The 17,926-nt window shown below is 71.6% G+C and carries 12 protein-coding genes, 1 rRNA gene and 1 pseudogene; 7 read left to right on the forward strand and 7 right to left on the reverse strand.

Annotated features, from left to right (window positions below):
• Positions 1 to 85: 85 nt before the first annotated feature.
• A 16S ribosomal RNA gene (locus tag OEIGOIKO_RS10250) occupies positions 86 to 1,614 on the reverse strand.
• 780 nt (positions 1,615 to 2,394) lie between these two features.
• Here OEIGOIKO_RS10250 and OEIGOIKO_RS10255 point away from each other — a divergent pair.
• The 5 genes and pseudogenes from OEIGOIKO_RS10255 (at position 2,395) to OEIGOIKO_RS10275 (ending at position 8,198) form a co-directional block, all read left to right on the forward strand.
• Positions 2,395 to 3,909 carry an SDR family oxidoreductase gene (locus tag OEIGOIKO_RS10255; RefSeq protein ID WP_125053785.1) on the forward strand — a complete coding sequence of 505 codons (1,515 nt, stop codon included), beginning with the start codon at positions 2,395 to 2,397 and terminating at the stop codon, positions 3,907 to 3,909.
• A 350-nt stretch (positions 3,910 to 4,259) separates the two neighbouring features.
• Positions 4,260 to 5,075, forward strand: coding sequence for a DNRLRE domain-containing protein (locus OEIGOIKO_RS10260; protein ID WP_125053786.1), 816 nt, complete (start codon positions 4,260 to 4,262; stop codon positions 5,073 to 5,075).
• A gap of 167 nt (positions 5,076 to 5,242) precedes the next feature.
• On the forward strand, positions 5,243 to 5,935 hold the full coding sequence (locus tag OEIGOIKO_RS10265; RefSeq protein ID WP_125053787.1) for a hypothetical protein: 693 nt from the start codon (positions 5,243 to 5,245) through the stop codon (positions 5,933 to 5,935).
• Between the two features lie 138 nt (positions 5,936 to 6,073).
• Positions 6,074 to 7,353 (forward strand): annotated as a pseudogene (locus OEIGOIKO_RS10270) (VWA domain-containing protein).
• Positions 7,353 to 8,198 carry a hypothetical protein gene (locus tag OEIGOIKO_RS10275; protein WP_125053788.1) on the forward strand — a complete coding sequence of 282 codons (846 nt, stop codon included), beginning with the start codon at positions 7,353 to 7,355 and terminating at the stop codon, positions 8,196 to 8,198. The pseudogene OEIGOIKO_RS10270 and the gene OEIGOIKO_RS10275 overlap by 1 nt, the downstream one beginning before the upstream one ends.
• Before the next feature lie 77 nt (positions 8,199 to 8,275).
• Here OEIGOIKO_RS10275 and OEIGOIKO_RS10280 read toward each other — a convergent pair whose 3' ends face one another.
• The 5 genes from OEIGOIKO_RS10280 to OEIGOIKO_RS10300 form a co-directional block, all read right to left on the reverse strand.
• Positions 8,276 to 8,506 carry a phosphopantetheine-binding protein gene (locus OEIGOIKO_RS10280; protein WP_031012127.1) on the reverse strand — a complete coding sequence of 77 codons (231 nt, stop codon included), beginning with the start codon at positions 8,504 to 8,506 and terminating at the stop codon, positions 8,276 to 8,278.
• Positions 8,507 to 8,511: 5 nt separating this feature from the next.
• The gene (locus OEIGOIKO_RS10285) at positions 8,512 to 9,144 is read right to left on the reverse strand and encodes an isochorismatase family protein (protein ID WP_125053790.1); all 633 of its coding nucleotides are present in this window, start codon (positions 9,142 to 9,144) and stop codon (positions 8,512 to 8,514) included.
• 45 nt (positions 9,145 to 9,189) lie between these two features.
• Positions 9,190 to 10,860: a (2,3-dihydroxybenzoyl)adenylate synthase gene (locus tag OEIGOIKO_RS10290; RefSeq protein WP_125053791.1), complete on the reverse strand. Its 1,671-nt coding sequence runs from the start codon at positions 10,858 to 10,860 to the stop codon at positions 9,190 to 9,192.
• Complete coding sequence (dhbC, locus tag OEIGOIKO_RS10295) at positions 10,857 to 12,062, reverse strand: isochorismate synthase DhbC (RefSeq protein ID WP_125053792.1); 1,206 nt, start codon at positions 12,060 to 12,062, stop codon at positions 10,857 to 10,859. The genes OEIGOIKO_RS10290 and dhbC overlap by 4 nt, the downstream gene beginning before the upstream one ends.
• Before the next feature lie 129 nt (positions 12,063 to 12,191).
• Positions 12,192 to 12,980: a 2,3-dihydro-2,3-dihydroxybenzoate dehydrogenase gene (locus tag OEIGOIKO_RS10300; RefSeq protein ID WP_125053793.1), complete on the reverse strand. Its 789-nt coding sequence runs from the start codon at positions 12,978 to 12,980 to the stop codon at positions 12,192 to 12,194.
• Positions 12,981 to 13,089: 109 nt separating this feature from the next.
• Here OEIGOIKO_RS10300 and fhuB point away from each other — a divergent pair, with 109 nt between their 5' ends.
• Entirely contained in the window at positions 13,090 to 15,456 is a 2,367-nt protein-coding gene (gene fhuB, locus OEIGOIKO_RS10305) for a Fe(3+)-hydroxamate ABC transporter permease FhuB (RefSeq protein WP_246177295.1), read from the forward strand.
• 60 nt (positions 15,457 to 15,516) lie between these two features.
• Positions 15,517 to 16,734 carry an enterochelin esterase gene (gene fes, locus OEIGOIKO_RS10310; protein WP_125053794.1) on the forward strand — a complete coding sequence of 406 codons (1,218 nt, stop codon included), beginning with the start codon at positions 15,517 to 15,519 and terminating at the stop codon, positions 16,732 to 16,734.
• Between the two features lie 4 nt (positions 16,735 to 16,738).
• Here fes and OEIGOIKO_RS10315 read toward each other — a convergent pair whose 3' ends face one another.
• Positions 16,739 to 17,851 (reverse strand): hypothetical protein, encoded by a 1,113-nt coding sequence (locus tag OEIGOIKO_RS10315; RefSeq protein WP_170251682.1) that lies wholly within the window; start codon positions 17,849 to 17,851, stop codon positions 16,739 to 16,741.
• Between the last annotated feature and the right edge of the window lie 75 nt (positions 17,852 to 17,926).

Genomic DNA, 17,926 nt, shown 5'->3' on the forward strand with positions numbered 1-17,926 from the left:
CGTTCCACCCATGAGCAAACCACCGCAGAACATTCGCCTGCGTAGTGGCTCTGGACAACCTTGCGGCTGCCTAGAAGCTCCTTAGAAAGGAGGTGATCCAGCCGCACCTTCCGGTACGGCTACCTTGTTACGACTTCGTCCCAATCGCCAGTCCCACCTTCGACGATTCCCTCCCACAAGGGGTTGGGCCACCGGCTTCGGGTGTTACCGACTTTCGTGACGTGACGGGCGGTGTGTACAAGGCCCGGGAACGTATTCACCGCAGCAATGCTGATCTGCGATTACTAGCGACTCCGACTTCATGGGGTCGAGTTGCAGACCCCAATCCGAACTGAGACCGGCTTTTTGAGATTCGCTCCACCTCGCGGTATCGCAGCTCATTGTACCGGCCATTGTAGCACGTGTGCAGCCCAAGACATAAGGGGCATGATGACTTGACGTCGTCCCCACCTTCCTCCGAGTTGACCCCGGCAGTCTCCTGTGAGTCCCCATCACCCCGAAGGGCATGCTGGCAACACAGAACAAGGGTTGCGCTCGTTGCGGGACTTAACCCAACATCTCACGACACGAGCTGACGACAGCCATGCACCACCTGTACACCGACCACAAGGGGGACCCTGTCTCCAGGGTTTTCCGGTGTATGTCAAGCCTTGGTAAGGTTCTTCGCGTTGCGTCGAATTAAGCCACATGCTCCGCCGCTTGTGCGGGCCCCCGTCAATTCCTTTGAGTTTTAGCCTTGCGGCCGTACTCCCCAGGCGGGGAACTTAATGCGTTAGCTGCGGCACGGACGACGTGGAATGTCGCCCACACCTAGTTCCCAACGTTTACGGCGTGGACTACCAGGGTATCTAATCCTGTTCGCTCCCCACGCTTTCGCTCCTCAGCGTCAGTATCGGCCCAGAGATCCGCCTTCGCCACCGGTGTTCCTCCTGATATCTGCGCATTTCACCGCTACACCAGGAATTCCGATCTCCCCTACCGAACTCTAGCCTGCCCGTATCGAATGCAGACCCGGGGTTAAGCCCCGGGCTTTCACATCCGACGTGACAAGCCGCCTACGAGCTCTTTACGCCCAATAATTCCGGACAACGCTTGCGCCCTACGTATTACCGCGGCTGCTGGCACGTAGTTAGCCGGCGCTTCTTCTGCAGGTACCGTCACTTGCGCTTCTTCCCTGCTGAAAGAGGTTTACAACCCGAAGGCCGTCATCCCTCACGCGGCGTCGCTGCATCAGGCTTGCGCCCATTGTGCAATATTCCCCACTGCTGCCTCCCGTAGGAGTCTGGGCCGTGTCTCAGTCCCAGTGTGGCCGGTCGCCCTCTCAGGCCGGCTACCCGTCGTCGCCTTGGTAGGCCATTACCCCACCAACAAGCTGATAGGCCGCGGGCTCATCCTGCACCGCCGGAGCTTTCCACACGGAGATCATGCGATCCCGTGTCGTATCCGGTATTAGACCCCGTTTCCAGGGCTTGTCCCAGAGTGCAGGGCAGATTGCCCACGTGTTACTCACCCGTTCGCCACTAATCCCCTCCCGAAGGAGGTTCATCGTTCGACTTGCATGTGTTAAGCACGCCGCCAGCGTTCGTCCTGAGCCAGGATCAAACTCTCCGTGAATGTTTCCGGGCTATCCCGGTAACACACACGAGAGCGGAACAGGAAGCGGAATAGGCTTCCCGTTCACAGCGTCCTCGCTGTGTGTGCCACCCGCACCGCTCGGGTGCTGGTGGGCTTTTCAAAGGAACCTCATCCTCCGGCGTGTGCCGGTGGACGGGGTATCAACATATCTGGCGTTGACTTTTGGCACGCTGTTGAGTTCTCAAGGAACGGACGCTTCCTTTGTGCCTGTTTCACCAGGCTCTCCGGGCGCTTCCCTTCGGTCTTGCGTTTCCGACTCTATCAGATCCTCGCGGTCCTGATTTCCGCCGGTGCGTTTCGGCCTTTCGGCTTCTTCGCGGTTCCAACCTTACCAGATCCGTTCGGCGTTTCCGCTTTCCGTTTCCGGCCCCTGTTGGAGCGGGTTTTGTTCGCGCCTTCCGGCGTGCTCACTACTTTAGCGGTTTTCCCCGGCGACTCATAATCGAGTCGCTGTTCCGAATTTCGGCATGCCGAAATTCTTCCCGTTGAGGAGCCGTGCAGTGGTGATGGTGCTTGCCGGTCTGGCGTGAAGGCTGTCGCGGCGCCGGTCGGCCCCGTGGCAACTCGGAGAACACTACACGACGGGTCGGAGGGGCCAAAGGCACCCCCCCTCTACTGCCGCGCCGCATTCGCGGGCGCGTGCCGCGGGGGGTAGTAGGTGTCAGAAGGGCAGGGGGTAGTAGGTGTCAGAAGGTACGGGACTGATCGGCTTACGGGAGCGATCGGCTTGTGGGACCGAGCGGCTGTGGGAGGCGCGGCGTGGAACGGTGTCTGGTGACCGGGGCGAGCGGGTACATCGGCGGGCGGCTGGTGCCGGAGCTGCTGGCCGCGGGGTACCCGGTGCGGTGTCTGGCGCGTACGCCGGGGAAGCTGCGGGACCACCCCTGGTCTGAGCAGGTGGAGACGGTGCGCGGCGACGTCACGGACGCGGCATCGCTCACGGCGGCGCTGGAAGGTGTCGGGGTCGCCTATTACCTGGTGCACGCGCTGGGCTCGGGGAAGGACTTCGAGGACACCGACCGCCGGGCGGCCCGTACGTTCGCCGAATGCGCCCGGAAGGCCGGCGTGCGGCGGATCGTGTATCTGGGCGGCCCGGTGCCGAGGGGTGTCGACCGGCGCAAACTCTCGCCGCATCTGCGGTCGCGGGACGAGGTGGGGCGCATTCTGCTGGAGTCCGGGGTGCCGACCGCGGTGCTGCGGGCCGCCGTGATCATGGGGTCGGGCTCGGCGTCCTTCGAGATGCTGCGGTATCTGACCGAGCGGCTGCCGGTCATGGTGACGCCGAGCTGGGTGCGTACCCGTATCCAGCCGCTGGCGGTCCGGGACGTGCTGCACTACCTGGTGGGCTGCGCCGCGCTGCCGGAGTCGGTGAACCGGGGTTTCGACGTCGGCGGCCCCGACGTACTGACGTACCGGCAGATGATGCAGCGGTACGCGCGGGTCGCGGCGCTCCCCCGCCGGCTGATCGTGCCGGTGCCGGTGCTGACGCCGGGACTCTCCAGTCACTGGGTGGGCCTGGTGACACCCGTACCGGCGGGTATCGCGCGTCCGCTGGCGGAGTCGCTGCGTCACGAGGCCGTGGCCGAGGAGCACGACATCGCGCGGTACGTGCCGGACCCGCCAGGCGGGCTGACCGGCTTCGACCGCGCGGTGGAGCTGGCGCTGCGCCGGGTACGGGAAGCACGGGTCGCCACCCGCTGGTCGTCGGCCTCGGTACCCGGAGCTCCGAGCGACCCGCTGCCGACCGACCCGGACTGGGCGGGCGGCAGTCTCTACACCGACCGCAGGGCACGCCGGGTGGACGCCTCGCCCGAGGCGCTGTGGGACGTCATCGAGGGCATCGGCGGCGAGAACGGCTGGTACTCCTTTCCGCTCGCCTGGGCGCTGCGGGGGTGGCTGGACCGGCTGGCGGGCGGTGTCGGGCTGCGCCGCGGGCGGCGGGACGCGCAGCGGCTGCGGGCCGGTGACTCGCTGGACTTCTGGCGGGTCGAGGAGATCGAGCGGGGGCGGCTGCTGCGGCTGCGCGCGGAGATGCGGCTGCCGGGGCTGGCGTGGCTGGAGCTGAAGGTGGGACGGGACCGGGAGGGCCGTACGGTCTATCTCCAGCGGGCGGTGTTTCATCCGCACGGGCTGGCGGGCCATGCGTACTGGTGGAGTGTCGCGCCGTTCCACTCGGTGGTGTTCGGCGGGATGGCGCGCAACATCGCCGCCGCGGCGCGGGAGCGGGACACCTCGGCGGGCCGGGCGCAGGGGGTGGGTTGCGGAGCTGCGTAGGGGCGTCGACGCGGGGCGCCGTGCCGGAACGTCCATGCCGATGCGGAGCACCGGGCACCGGGCACCGGGCGCCCGACAGGCGATCGGGGACAGCGGGCACCGGACAGCAGGCACCGGACAGCGGACAGCGGACAGCGGACAGCGGACAGCGGCGACATTGACGCGGTGTCCCCCGTCCCAAGACCGCAGGCGCCACCCGACTGCCGTCACCCTCCGTCCTCATCATTCCGACGAACGAGTGAATTGCGAGGCCGGTGGCTTCCCCCGGACGGCCGCAGGGGCGGCGCGGCGTGCGGGTGGCGGTGACTGGCCCTTGTACGTTCGCCGCTCCCGGCAATGAGAGGTGCGCAATGCCCACATCCCGTTCCCTCACCGGCTGGAAGCCGTCCGGCCCGTGGTATCCCGTCCTGGTCTGCGGCGTCGTCGGCGGCCTGGCCGTCCCCACCGCCTGGGCTGCGGGGTCCGACGCCCACGACACGAAGTCGCGGTCGTCCGCGGCCCAGCAGGCCGAGTTCCGGCGGGCCTCCGAGCAGGCCGCCTCCTCCGGCCGGCGGGTGGAGGTGCAGTCGCAGCGCACCGACACCGTGCGGGTGTACGCCAACCCCTCAGGCACGTACACCACCGAGCAGAGCCTGCCCGAGGCGCGCGCTCCCAGGGGGCCGGTGGGCCTGTGGACCAGCGTCAACAAGAAGTATCCGAGCACGTCCTACTGGGCGAAGACCGGGGACGTCGCGCGCGTCGGCCATGAGAACGAGACGGGCGGGACCTGGCGCTCGTTCATCACCATGGGCACCAAGGACCTGCAGCGGACCGGGACGATCAAGAGCGCCGCCTTCGAGATCAGGAACACCTACTCCTGGTCGTGCGCCAAGCGGCCCGTCCAGCTCTGGGACACCGGCCGGGCCTACAAGAGCACGACGTGGAACCAGCAGCCGAAGTGGTACAAGCTGCTGGCCACCGTCACCGACGCCAAGGGCCACAGCGCCAAGGAGTGCCCGGCCGGCGTTCTGGCGTTCGACGTCACGGACAACGCCAAGGCGGCGAAGGCCAACAAGTGGCCGGACATGACCCTGGGGCTGCGGGCCGCGAACGAGAACGACACCTACGCGTGGAAGAAGTTCGCCCCGAGCACGGCCAAGCTGGCCGTCACCTGGTCCAAGGGCTGAGGCTCCCGGCCGGTCCGGGGCCGCCGTCACCCTCCGTTCATGGCCTTCCGTCGGTCGAGTGAATACGCGGCGGCCGCTGTCACGGTCGGACGCGGTGGGAGCGCGGTGTGCCGACGGCGGCGAAAGGCTGGAAACCGTTCAGCCGTTCCCCGCACTGGAGGCAGATCATGCCCACAACCCGTTCACTCACCGGCCGGAGGCGTTCCCGGTCGGGATACGCCCTGCTGGCCTGCGGTCTCGTCGGCGGCCTCGCCGCCCCGGCGGCCGTCGCCGCGAGCCCCGGCACGCAGACCGGACAGACCGGTACGTCCGTCAGCGAGCAGCGCCAGCCCGGACCGGCCGCTCCCAGGGGCCGCGTGGGCCTGTGGACGAGCGTCAACAGTGGCAGTCCGAACCGGGCCTACCACGGCCAGACGGACGACATCGCGCGCGTCGGCAAGCGGGACCTCAGGAACAACCGTGAGCTGAACGGCGTCTGGCGCTCGTTCATCACGATGGGTGCCCAGGACCTGCACCGGCCCGGAACGATCCGCAAGGCCGAACTCCGTATCAGGAACGCCACGTCCCAGTCGTGCGCTCCCTACAACGTCGAGGCCTGGGACACCGGGCGGGTCTACCCGTCCACGACGTGGCACAAGCAGCCGCGGTGGTACCGGCTGCTGAGCTGGGTCTCGCCCTCCCAGCGGCCGCCTTGCCAGAACCGCACGCTGTCCTTCGACGTCACACCGAGTGCCCGGGCCGCCCAGCAGAACCGGTGGCCGAGCATGACCCTGGGGCTGAAGGCGGCGAACGAGCGGAGCTCGGACGCGTACAAGACCTTCAACCCGTCCACGGCCAGGCTCGTCGTGACCTGGGGCTAGCGTCGCCCGCACGTCCCCCGGCCGCCCCGGTGACCGCACGGTCCACCGGGGCGGCCGCGCACACTCCGGGCACTGATCCCCCGTCAGCGGTGTCCGCCCGTTTTGATCACCGAGCCCGATCGTCAATACGATCCGGCGATGATCACAAGAAAACGGCTGGCGGCCGGGGTGTGCGGCCTGCTCGCCACCTTGGCCGTGGGGCTGCTGCCCACCTCCGCAGCAGCCGCCGACGGACCGGACGCGAAGAAGCCCTCCCCAAGGTCGAGCTGGTGCTCGACGTCAGCGGTTCGATGCGGGCGCGGGACATCGACGGACAGAGCCGGATGTCGGCGGCGAAGCAGGCGTTCAACGAGGTGCTGGACGCGGTGCCGGGCGAGGTCCAGCTCGGCATCCGTACCCTCGGCGCGAACTATCCGGGCCCGGACCGGCAGACCGGGTGCAAGGACACCAAGCAGCTCTACCCGGTCGGGCCGCTCGACCGGACCGAGGCGAAGACCGCGGTGGCGACGCTCGCCCCCACCGGCTGGACGCCGATCGGCCCGGCCCTGCTGGGGGCGGCCGACGATCTCAAGGGCGGTGCCGCGACCCGCCGGATCGTGCTGATCACCGACGGTGAGGACACCTGCGCCCCGCTCGACCCGTGCGAGGTGGCGCGGGAGATCGCGGCCAAGGGCATCCACCTGACGGTGGACACGCTGGGTCTGCTGCCGGACGCCAAGACCCGCAAGCAGCTCAGCTGCATCGCGGAGGCCACCGGCGGTACGTACACCTCCGTCCAGCACACCGAGGAACTGCGGGACCGGGTGCACCAGTTGGTGGACCGGGCGGCCGATCCCGTGGTGACGCCGGTGGCGACACAGGGCGCGGACCAGTGTGCCAAGGCGCCGGTGCTCAAGCCGGGCCTGTACACCGACCGGGAGAAGTTCGCCGAGCACCGCTGGTACCGGGTGGACGTCCGGCCCGGCCAGGAGCTGCGCGCGTCGGCGAGCATCGGCGCCGACCGTGCCGTCCACAACGACTACGGCGTGCTGCTGCGCGCCTCGACCGTGCACGGCCGGGAGATCGTGCGCGGCTCGGAGGCGGGTGACGGGCGTACCGACGTCATCTCGTCCGGGCTGCGCTACCCGAAGGCGCCGCTGAAGAACGCCGACGGTGCGGCGAAGGACGCGCCGGAGACGGTCTGCCTCCGGCTGAGCAACTCCTTCGCGGCGCCGGCCGGGGTCAAGACCGATCCGGGCCTGCCGGTGGAGCTGGCCGTCGATGTCGTGGACGGCCCGTCGGACGCCTCGGACGTGGCGTCCTTCGGTCTGGGCCGCGGCTGGTGGTTCCTGGGCGCGCTGGTGCTCGCCGGCCTGGTGGCCGGTCTGCTGTGGGGCTGGCTGTCGCGCTGGCGTGTCGCCGTCTGGAGGACCAACTGATGCGTACGCGTACGTTTGTGACCGCCGCGCTGCTGGCGGGGGCCGCGCTCTTCGGTACGGCGGGCGGGGCGGTGGCGGACACTCCGTCGCCGTCCGCGAGCGGCGGTGCCGAGGGGCCGACGGAGGCGGGGACGTCGTTCCGTACCGCGACGCCGGTGCAGCCGGGGCAGCGGGCGACGGCCGGGGCGTCCACCGGTGACTACCTGTACTGGGCGGTACCGGTGGACACCGGACAGCGCGCCACGATGAAGGCGAAGGTGACGCTGCCCAAGGCGGCCCGGCACGGCTCGGCGACCTGGCAGCTCGACGTGTACGACGGGCTGCGGCGGCGTCAGGCGTGCACGTACGGCGCGCAGACCAGGGCCGCGGCCGCGGACGCCGCTTCGGTGGAGCTGTCCTGCACGCTGCGGACGGTCCGTTCCTGGGCCGAGCAGTCGTCCAACGATCCGCTGCCGGGGACGTACTTCGTGCGGCTGACGGTCACCGATCTGCCGCAGGACGACCTGGGGCTGCCGGTGCACGCGGAGTTCGAGCCGACAGTGGCTGGGACGGGCGGCGCGTACGCGGTGGACGGCAAGCTGGCCGCTCCACTGGTGCCGGGGGCCGCCGCCGCGAGCCCGAAGGACGGGGAGAGCGCTTCCCCGGAGCCGTCGGCGTCGGCTTCGGCGGCGGGCAAGCGGTCGGTCGCCGCGTCCGAGCCGGAGGGCGGCTGGTCCTCGGGCCGGTGGTCCGACCGGTGGGTGTGGACGGCTGCGGGCGGTGTGCTGGCGGCGCTCGCCGGGATCGGCGGGTACGCGATGACGCGCGGCAGCGGCCGCCCGTCGCGGGTGCCGCCGGGCGTCTGACGGCGCCACGCGTATACGGCAGCGGGGCGGTATGCGGAGTGATCCGCGTACCGCCCCGCTGCCGTACGTACGGAGGCTCAGCCGGTGGCGCCGAGCAGCACCGCCCACTTCTCCAGGGCGGGCTCCTCCGAGAGGTCGGTGACGGCGACCTCGATGCCGTGGTCGCGGTTCCAGCGGCCGGCCAGGGCCATCAGGCGGACCGAGTCGAGGCCGTAGTCGACGAGGTTCTCGTCGTCGGGGATGTCGGCGGGGTCCTCGCCGAGGACGTCCGCGACGTCCTTGCGCAGCTGCTCCAGCGTCAGTGCCACGGGGGTCACTTCCCTTCGAAGACGGTGGCGGTGGTGGTGACCACGGCACACTTGGCGGCCGCCCAGCGCAATGCCGTCGCGTGGTCGTCCGCGGAGAAGTCGGCCACCGCGTCGGCGACGAGGAACGCCTGGAGGTCGCGCATCCAGGCGTCGCAGGCGGTCATCATGACGCCGATGTGGGCGTAGACGCCGGTGATGACGAGCTGGTCGCGGCCGAGGCCGCGCATCCGCTCTTCGAGGTCGGTGCGGACGAAGCCGCTGTACTTCCACTTGGTCAGCACGGTGTCGTCCGGGCCCGGGGCGACCGCGTCGGCGATGGCCGCCGCGTGCTCGTCGGCGGGCAGGCCGGGGCCCCAGAAGTCCTGCTGGAGGCCGCGTTCCTCGGGCGTCTGGCCGCCGGGCTGCGCGGTGTAGAGGACCGGGATGCCGAGCCGGGCGGCCTCCTTCTTCAGCGCCGCCACGTTGCGCAGCAGGTCGGTGGCGGGGGACGCCTGGGTGTCGAAGGCCGACAGGAAGTAGTTCTGCAGGTCGTGGACGAGCAGGACGGCGCGCGACGGGTCGGCCTTCCAGTCCACGCGGTTCGCGGGCAGGTCGCCGGCGGACGGCATGGGGTAGGGGGCGATGGCGGGCAGGGCCATGGTGCGGTGCGGTCCCTTCAGGACGGGTCGGGAGGGGCGGGGCGGTCAGGCCGGGCCGGCGTCGCCGGTGGCGGAGGTCGCGGCGGACCTGAGGTCCTTCTTGGAGATCTTGCCGACGCCGGTCTGCGGGAAGGCGTCCACGAACACCACGCGGTCGGGCACCTTGTAGGCGGCGAGGCCGCGGGCCCGGACGAACTTCTTGACGGCGACGGAGGTCGGCGCTTCGGCGCCGGAGCGCAGGATCACGTAGGCGAGGGTGCGTTCGCCCAGGTACGGGTCGGGTTCGGCGACCACGTTGGCGTCGTGCACCGCGGGGTGCGCGAGCAGGTGGTTCTCGACCTCCTCGGCGGCGATCTTCTCGCCGCCGCGGTTGATCTGGTCCTTGGCGCGGCCCTCGACGACGAGGTGGCCGGTGGGGGTGAGCCGGACGACGTCACCGGTGCGGTAGAAGCCGTCCGCGGTGAAGGAGCGGGCGTTGTGCTCGGGCGCCTTCCAGTAGCCGCGGATGGTGTACGGGCCACGGGTGAGCAGGTGGCCGGTCGCGCCGACGGGCAGGTCGTTGTCCTGGTCGTCGACGACGCGGATCTCGTCGTCCGGGGAGATGGGCCGGCCCTGGGTGGTGACGATGGTCTCCTCGGGGTCGTCCAGCCGCGTGTAGTTCACCAGGCCCTCGGCCATGCCGAAGACCTGCTGGAGGGTGCAGCCGAGGGCGGGCCGGACGCGCCGGGCGGCTTCCTCGCTGAACTTGGCGCCGCCGACCAGCAGGACGTCGAGGCTGCTCAGGTCGTACGAGGTGGTGGGCGCGGCCTCGGTCCAGACGAGGGCGAGCGGCGGGACGAGGCCGGTGATGGTGACGCGTTCGCGCTCGATGAGCGGGAACGCCACGTCCGGGTTGGGCTGCGGACTCAGCACGACGCGGGCGCCGGCGTACAGGGCGCCGAGCGAACCGGGCGAGGAGAGCGGGAAGTTGTGGGCGGCGGGCAGGACGCACAGGTAGACGCTGTGCTCGTCCACGTCGCACAGCTCGTTGGAGCCCCACAGCGAGTAGATGTAGTCGTCGTGGGTGCGCGGGATGAGCTTGGGGACGCCGGTGCTGCCGCCGGAGAGCTGGAGGAAGGCGAGGTCGTCCGGTGCGGGCTCGTCCCAGGGTGCCGGGTCGGAGGCGGGGTCGGCCGGTACGTCCGCGAGGGCCTCGAAGGGGCCCGGGTCGCCGCCGGTGACGAAGACGTGGCGCAGGCCCGGGACGTCGTCGCGTACCGTCGCGGCCAGCGCGCGGTAGTCGTAGCCGCCGTGTTCGGCGGCGATGACGTAGGCGGCGGCGCCGGTGAACTCGCAGAAGTAGCGGATCTCGGTCTCGCGGTGCGCGGGCAGCGCGAAGACGGGCAGGGCGCCGAGCCGGAAGAGGGCGAAGATCACCTCGAAGAACTCGGCGACGTTCGGGAGCTGCACGACGACCCGGTCGCCGCGGACGATGCCGCGCGCGTGGAGTCCGGCGGCGAGCCGGGTGGCGCGGCGGTCCAGCTCCGCGTACGTCCAGCGGCGGCCCTCGCCGGCCGGGTCGACGACGGCGACCCGGTCCGGGTGGGCGGCGGCCCGGTCGCGCAGCATCTGCCCGAAGGTCTCGCCGCGCCACCAGCCCGCGGCGCGGTAGCGCTCGGCGAACTCCGCGGGCCAGGCGGGCGCGTGCGAGTGGGCGTAGGCGTACTGATCGGTCACAGTTCGGCTCCGACGGCGCTCAGGAAGGTACGGAACTTGGCGCCGGTCTCGGCGGTCTCGGCGCCGGGGTCGGAGGCGGCGACGATGCCCGCTCCGGCGTACAGGCGCAGGGCGCGCTCCTCGGCCTCGGCGCAGCGGATGGTCACCACCCACTCACCGTCGCCGCAGGCGTCGCCCCAGCCGACCATACCGGTGAAGAAGCCGCGGTCGAACGGTTCGGTGTCGGTGATCACCTGCCGGGCGGTGTCGGTGGGGGTGCCGCAGACGGCCGGGGTGGGGTGCAGGGCGCAGGCCAGTTCCAGGGCGGAGGTGTCCGGCGCGGCGAGGGTGGCGGTGACGGTGGTGGACAGGTGCCACATGGCGGCGGTGCGCACCAGGGTGGGCCGGACGGGGACGTCGAGGTCGGTGCAGTACGGGGCGAGGGCCCGGTGGACGGCGTCCACGACGACGGCGTGCTCGTGCAGGTCCTTGGCGGACTCCAGCAGGGCGGCGGCCCGGCGGACGTCCTCGGCCAGGTCGTCGCTGCGCGGGACGGACCCGGCCAGCGGGTTGGCGACGACCCGCCGGCCGCGCCGGGTGACCAGCAGTTCGGGGCTGGCGCCGAGGAGGGTGCGGCCGGGCGTGGTGGGCAGCGCGAAGGTGTAGCCGGAGGGGTCGCGGCGGGCCAGGCGCTGGAGCAGCGCGGGGATGTCGAGCGTCCCGGGGGTGGTCAGTTCGAGGGTGCGGGCGAGGACGACCTTGCTGAACTCGCCGCGCCACATGCGCTCGACCGCGGCGGCCACGCCCTTGCCGTAGACCTCGGGGGCCGGTACGGGTCTGATGTCCCAGTGGGTCGCGGCGGGCGGGTCGGCGGGCAGCGCGATCAGCGGGTCGGCGGTGAGCGGCGGCGCGGTCCGGACGGTGGCGGGCACGGTGAGCGCGGAGGGCGCCGTCTGGTCGAAGGGCACCGCGCCGATGACCATGGGCGCGTCGTGTCCCGCCGCTTGTGCGGCGCCGAGGGTGGCGGCGACCCGCCGGTGCAGGGGGCGTTCGTCGTGCGGGACTTCGCTGTGGGTGCCCTGCGCGAGGATGGTGCGCGTGGGCGTGCCGAGGAAGCGGGCGCCGGGGGTGTAGGCGCCCAGGAGCGAGGTGGCGGCTCCTACGGCGGGGTGGGCCGTCTCGGCGAGGGGGACGTGCGTGGCGACTTCGGGTGCCGTCGGCACGGGAGCTCCAATTCTCGGAAGGCTGCGAGGTTCCGGGGTGCGGCTGATACGGGTGGTGGTGCGGAGGGGGTGTGCGGAGAGCGGGGGTGCGGTGGTGCGTGCGTCCCGGGCGGCGGGACGCGGCGCGGGTCACCGCAGGGTGGCGCCGCCGTCGACGTACAGCTCCTGCATGGTGATGTGCCGGGCGCGGTCGGAGGCGAGGAAGACGACCGCGTCGGCGATGTCGGACGGGTCGGCGATCCGGCCGAGGGGGATGCCGGTGCGGTACGTCTGCGGGTCGCCGGCGATGACTCGGCGGGGGGCGTCGTCGTCGGTCCACAGCGCGCGTTGCATGGCGGTGTCGGTGGAGCCGGGCGCGACGATGTTGCAGCGCACTCCGCTGCGGGCGAGTTCGAGCCCCAGACATTTGGTGTACATGGCCGCCGCGGCCTTGGAGGCGGCGTACGCGGCCATTCCGGTACGGGGGACACCGGCCGCGTTGGAGCCGACGGTGACGATGCTTCCGGCGCCGCGTCCGACCATGTGCGGGGTGACGGCGCGGGACGTGTGGAAGACGCCGGTGGTGTTCACGGCGAAGGTGTCGGCCCAGTCCGCGTCGGTCAGCTCGGCGGCGGCGCCGGGGCGCAGGATGCCGGCCACGTTCACCAGGACGGCGATCGGGCCGAGTTCGCGCTCGACGCGTTCGACGGTGGCGTCGACCGCGGTGCGGTCGGTGACGTCCATGGCCTCGGTGGTGACGCTTCCCGCGCCGTCGGTCCCGGCCGGCGGTGCCGCGGGCGCGGTGCGGTCGGTGGCCACGACGTGGGCGCCCTGTCGCGCCAGGGCGGCGGCGACCGCGGCGCCGATGCCCTGCCCGGCGCCGGTCACCAGCGCGATGCGGCCGGCGAATTCGGCGCGGCCCGGTATGTGCTCAGGCATGAGCAACCTCCCCATTTATTAGGCAAGCCTAACCTAATATAGGACAGGTGCCCAGCCACTCCGCCATTCCGCCCGCACGCTGCAGAAATGGTTAGGCTAGCCTCACCTTATGCAAAAGCAGCGTACGGGTATAGCCGCCCCGCCCTCCGAACACGGCGCCGAAGGCGTCGCGTTGCCGGGCGCGGTGGCGCAAAAGGATGCCCGACCCCCTGCCGATGACCCGCGCTTTGCCTCCGGGCGGCCCGCCGCCGGCCCCGGCGAGCGCCCCTCGGACGAGCACCTCGCGGACCGGCGTCCCGCCGGCACCACGCGCCGCACCGTCGCGCTCGCCGTGGCGGGCTTCACCGCCGCCGTCCTCGTCCTGGCCGCCGTGTCCCTGTGCGTCGGCGCCGGCGAGGTCGGCGCGAGCGGCGTCCTGGACTACCTGCTCGACCGTGGTGGCGCGCGCAGCGACCCGCGGCTGGCGCTCGTCGTCGGCGACCTGCGGCTGCCCCGTACGCTCACCGCCCTGCTCGTCGGCGGCGCGCTCGGCGTCGCCGGGTGCCTGCTCCAGGCCGTCACCCGCAACCCGCTCGCCGAGACCGGCCTGCTCGGCGTCAACGCCGGGGCCTCGTTCGGTGTCGTCGCGGGCATCGCGCTGCTGGGCCTGGACAGCGGCTACGCGTACCTGGTGTGCGCGTTCGCCGGGGCGGTGGTCGCCAGTGGCCTGGTGCTGCTCATCGCGGGGCGCCGGGGCGGCGGTTCGCCGATGCGGCTGGTGCTGGCCGGGTCCGCGCTGGGCGCCACCTTCGGTGGGCTGACCAGCGTGATCGTGGTGAATTCGGCGGAGACCTACGACCGGTTCCGGTTCTGGGTGCTCGGCTCGCTGGCCGGCGTCGAGGGCTTCGGCGAACTCGGCCGCCTCGCGCCCGTCCTCCTCGTCGGGTTCCTGGTGGCGCTGCTGGTCGCCCGGCCGCTGTCCGCGCTGGCGCTCGGTGACGACCTGGCCCGCAGCCTAGGCCACCGGCCGCCGGTGATCCGTACCGTGGTCGCCGTCGGAGTGACGCTGCTGACCGCGGCCGCGGTGGCGCTGGCCGGCCCCATCTCCTTCCTCGGCTTGCTGGCGGGCTTTCTGGCCCGGGCGGTCGCCGGGACCCGGCTCGCCGCCCGGCTGCTGCTGGCCGGGCTGATCGGTGCCGCCGTCCTGGTCCTGGCGGACGTGGCGGCCCGGGTGGTCTCCCGCCCGTTCGAGGCGCCGGTCTCCGTCATCGTGGCGCTGATCGGCGCGCCCGTCCTCATCGGCATCGTCCGGTCCCGGCAGCTCACCGCGATGGGCATGACCGAACCGGCGACCGAGGAGCGCGCTTCGGGCAAGGCGGCACGCGGCGTACTGCACGCGCTGCGGGAACGCCTGACGCGCCGTCTCCCGAAGCGCCGTACCCCGAAGCCGGGCCGGGTCCGCCCCGCCGACACATTCGTGCTGCGCCGCGGCCCGCTCTCCTTCCTAGTCGCCCGGCGCGCCACGCTAGCGGGGCTCTTGCTGGCCGTACTCCTCCTGCTGGCGGTGGTGCTGTCCGCGTACGCCGGGCAGAGCGACATGGGCGTGACCCGCACCTTCCAGGCGATCTTCGGCCAGGGCGACCGGTTCGACGTCCTGCTGGTGCAGAAGTTCCGGCTCGGCCGGATCGTGGCCGGGCTGGCGGCGGGCGCCGCGCTGGGCCTGGCCGGCTGCCTCACCCAGACGCTGGCCCGCAACCGCCTGGCCACCCCCGAACTGCTCGGCGTCAACGACGGCGCGACCGCCGCCGTCCTGCTGTCCGTCACCCTCAGCGCGACCGGCACGTTCGGCGCCTGGTGGGCGGGCCCGCTGGGCGCGCTGGTCGCGGCGGTCGTGGTCACGGTCGTCTCCGGGGGCCTCGGGCAGCGCGGCTACCGCGTGCTGGTCGTGGGCCTGGCGATGTCCGCGCTGGCCTCCGCCGCCACCCAGGTCGCCCTTTCCCGGCGCTCGCTCAACTCGGCGAGTTCGCTGTACGTGTGGACCTCGGGCAGCCTCAACGGGCGCAGCTACGCGGTCGCCGTGCCCGTCCTCATCGGCCTGGCCGTCCTCGTACCGCTGAGCCTCGCGGTCGCCCGCCACTTGGGCGTACTGCGCTTCGACGACGCCACGGCCTCCTCGCTGGGCGCCGCTCCGGGCCGGACCCGCGCGGTGTGCCTGCTGCTGGCGGTGGCGCTGGCGGGCCTGGCCGTCGGCATCTGCGGGCCGGTCGGTTTCGTGGCGCTGGCCTCGCCGGTCATCGCGTCGCGGCTGGCGGGGCCGCTGCGGGTGCCGCTCGTCGGCACGATGCTGACGGGCGCGCTGCTGGTGGTGGCGGCCGACACGGTCGGCAGGATCGTTTTCGCGGGCACGGAGGTGCCGGTGGGTGTCGTGACGACCGTCCTGGGCGGGCCCTTCCTGCTGTGGGTGCTGCTGGGCCGTTCGGCGGCGACCCGTGTCTGACGCACACGACGCACACGACGCACGCTCCATGCTGACGACGCTCCTGAAGGGAGTACGCAAGTGACCGCTGCTGTCCGCAGCCCGCTGCTGCAAGACCTCGCCACCGACGTGCGGGCCGGGCGGCCCGGCGCCGAGGAGGAGTTCTGGCGCCGGGCCGCGGCGACCGGGACGCCACTCGTGGAACCGGACCCGGACGGCGACCCCGGGCACGTCCTCGTCACGTTCCTGTGGCGGGACGACCCCGCGTCCCCGGCCACGGACGTACTGGCGCTCCTGCACACCGTCACCGACCGGGACCGGCACGCCGGCGACCTGACGCCGAACCTGATGACGCGCGTCGAGGGCACCGCGGTCTGGGCACTCAGCCACCGGCTGCGCTCCGACCACCGGGCCTCGTACCAGTTCCACCCCGGCACCGGCCCGCGCGAGGACCTGCTGCGCACGGACCGCGAGGCGTGGCTGAAGGTCCTGGACAGCGCCGTACCCGACCCGCTGAACACCGCGCCCGTCCTGCCGTCACGGGACGGCCGCAACCCGGCCTCCGTCCTGGAGCTGCCCGGCGCCCCGGCACAGCCGTGCACCGGCCGCAGACCCGACGCGGCACGCGGCACCTCCGTACAGGCCCAGGTGGACGGCAGGAACATCACGGTGCATCTGCCGCCCGGCCACCGCGCCGACGGCGGCCCGTACGCGGTCGCGGTGCTGCTGGACGGCGAGATGTGGGGCCCGGTCCTCGGCGCCGGCGACCTGCTCGACAACCTGCACGCCGACGCCTCCGTACCGCCCACGGTCGCCCTGCTCGTGGACACGATGGGGCGGCGCATGGAGGACCTCAGTTGCAGCGGTGACTTCGTCGACTGGCTGGCGGACACGCTGCTGCCATGGGCGGACGCCGCGTACGGGACCGATCCGCGCCCGGAGCGCACCGTCGTCGCCGGACAGAGCGCGGGCGGCCTGACCGCCGCGTTCGCCGCCTTCCGCCGGCCGGACCGGTTCGGTCTGGCGCTCTCCCAGTCCGGTTCCTTCTGGTGGCCGGACGACGAGCGCGGCACGGAGTGGCTGACCGGCCAGTACGCCACCGCCCAACGCCGCCCGGTACGGATACGGCTGGAGGTCGGCCTCCAGGAGTGGATGCTCCTCGCCGAGAACCGCCGCCTGCGCGACGTACTGCGGGCGCGCGGCTACGACGTGACGTACGAGGAGTTCAACGGCGGGCATGATTATGCGTGTTGGCGTGGGGGGTTGGCTACGGGGTTGGGGGCGTTGCTGTCTCCGTAGGGGTTCATGCAGGATCGGAGGGACAGGCAAGGCCCTCCCTGATCACGTTGCCGCTTGCGTGCACCGCTGCCGTCAGTTCTTCTCGCAGCCGGTCCGGCAGTGCCCCTGTCCCCAAGGCGCAGGCGCGCACCAGCGCACGACAGCCCTGCCTTTGCCTCTCCGTGGCGATCTCGCTGAATAGGGGATGCGCCAGGTTCTCACGTGCCGCATAGCCGTCTTCAGCGGCCGTCATCCGCCGGTAAAGGTCATCGACGAGGCGGTGCGCCGAGGGCGAATCAGCGCTGCCGATCGCGTCAAGGGCCGTAAGGCCGAGCCGGATGTCGAAAACGGTCATTCCAGGTTCGGCCTGCCGCTCCAGGTAGGTGGCTGCCAGCTCCGCCAAGTGGCCGTCGGCCGGCTGCCCAGCCAAATGACGGCACAGGACAGCCAGACAAGCCGTAACGGCCTGCTCCCACGGTTCGCCGGGCATCGTGTCGCCGAGCAGAACAATGGCTGCGGCCGTGTCCCCCGTGACGAGGGAGGCCAGTACGGCAACCTGGCGCCCATCGAGCATCCGCTTGCCCACTCCTCGGTGGGCTTCGATGTGTGCCAGGGCCTCGGCCCAACGTCCCTCGGTGGTGAGGGCGCGGGTGCCGTCGGCGAGGAGCACGCGCCACAGCCATGCGCCGACCTCGTGGCGGTCCTTGTCGGTCGCGGGGAGGTCCGCCGGTACTTCGATGCCTTCGAACCGGGCGGCTGTGCCCGTCTCGACCGCCTCGTAGAGGTCGAGCAGTCGCCGACGGCCCTCGTCAGTACGGCCGGCGCGGATCTGGAGGCGGGCGAGGTTGACGACCGGTTCCAGTCCTCGGATCACGCTGGTGCTGGCGAGGGGACAGGCGTGCAGGTAGGCAGCGGCGTGCTGGTGACACATCTCGCGGGCGAGGTCGGGGAGGCCGAGGTCGGAGGCGAGGAGCGCCGCCTGGTTGTAGACGGCCGAGGCGATTCCTTGATCGCTCTTCTTCAGCGCGGTGTCGGCCAGGTCGACGAGCGCGTGCACGCGCTGGGGCAGCGGCAGGCAGGCGGGCCGGAATCGGGCGACGACAGGGAAGCGCTGGGCTACTGGTCCGTGCGGGTCCATGTATCCCCCGGGTGGTGAGTGAGGGCTGGTTGAGACGACGGTGCCCGCCAACGTGTGCTGGTGGGCACCGTCACC

This window comes from Streptomyces paromomycinus (genome assembly GCF_003865155.1).
GTDB classification, from domain to species: Bacteria; Actinomycetota; Actinomycetes; order Streptomycetales; family Streptomycetaceae; genus Streptomyces; species Streptomyces chrestomyceticus.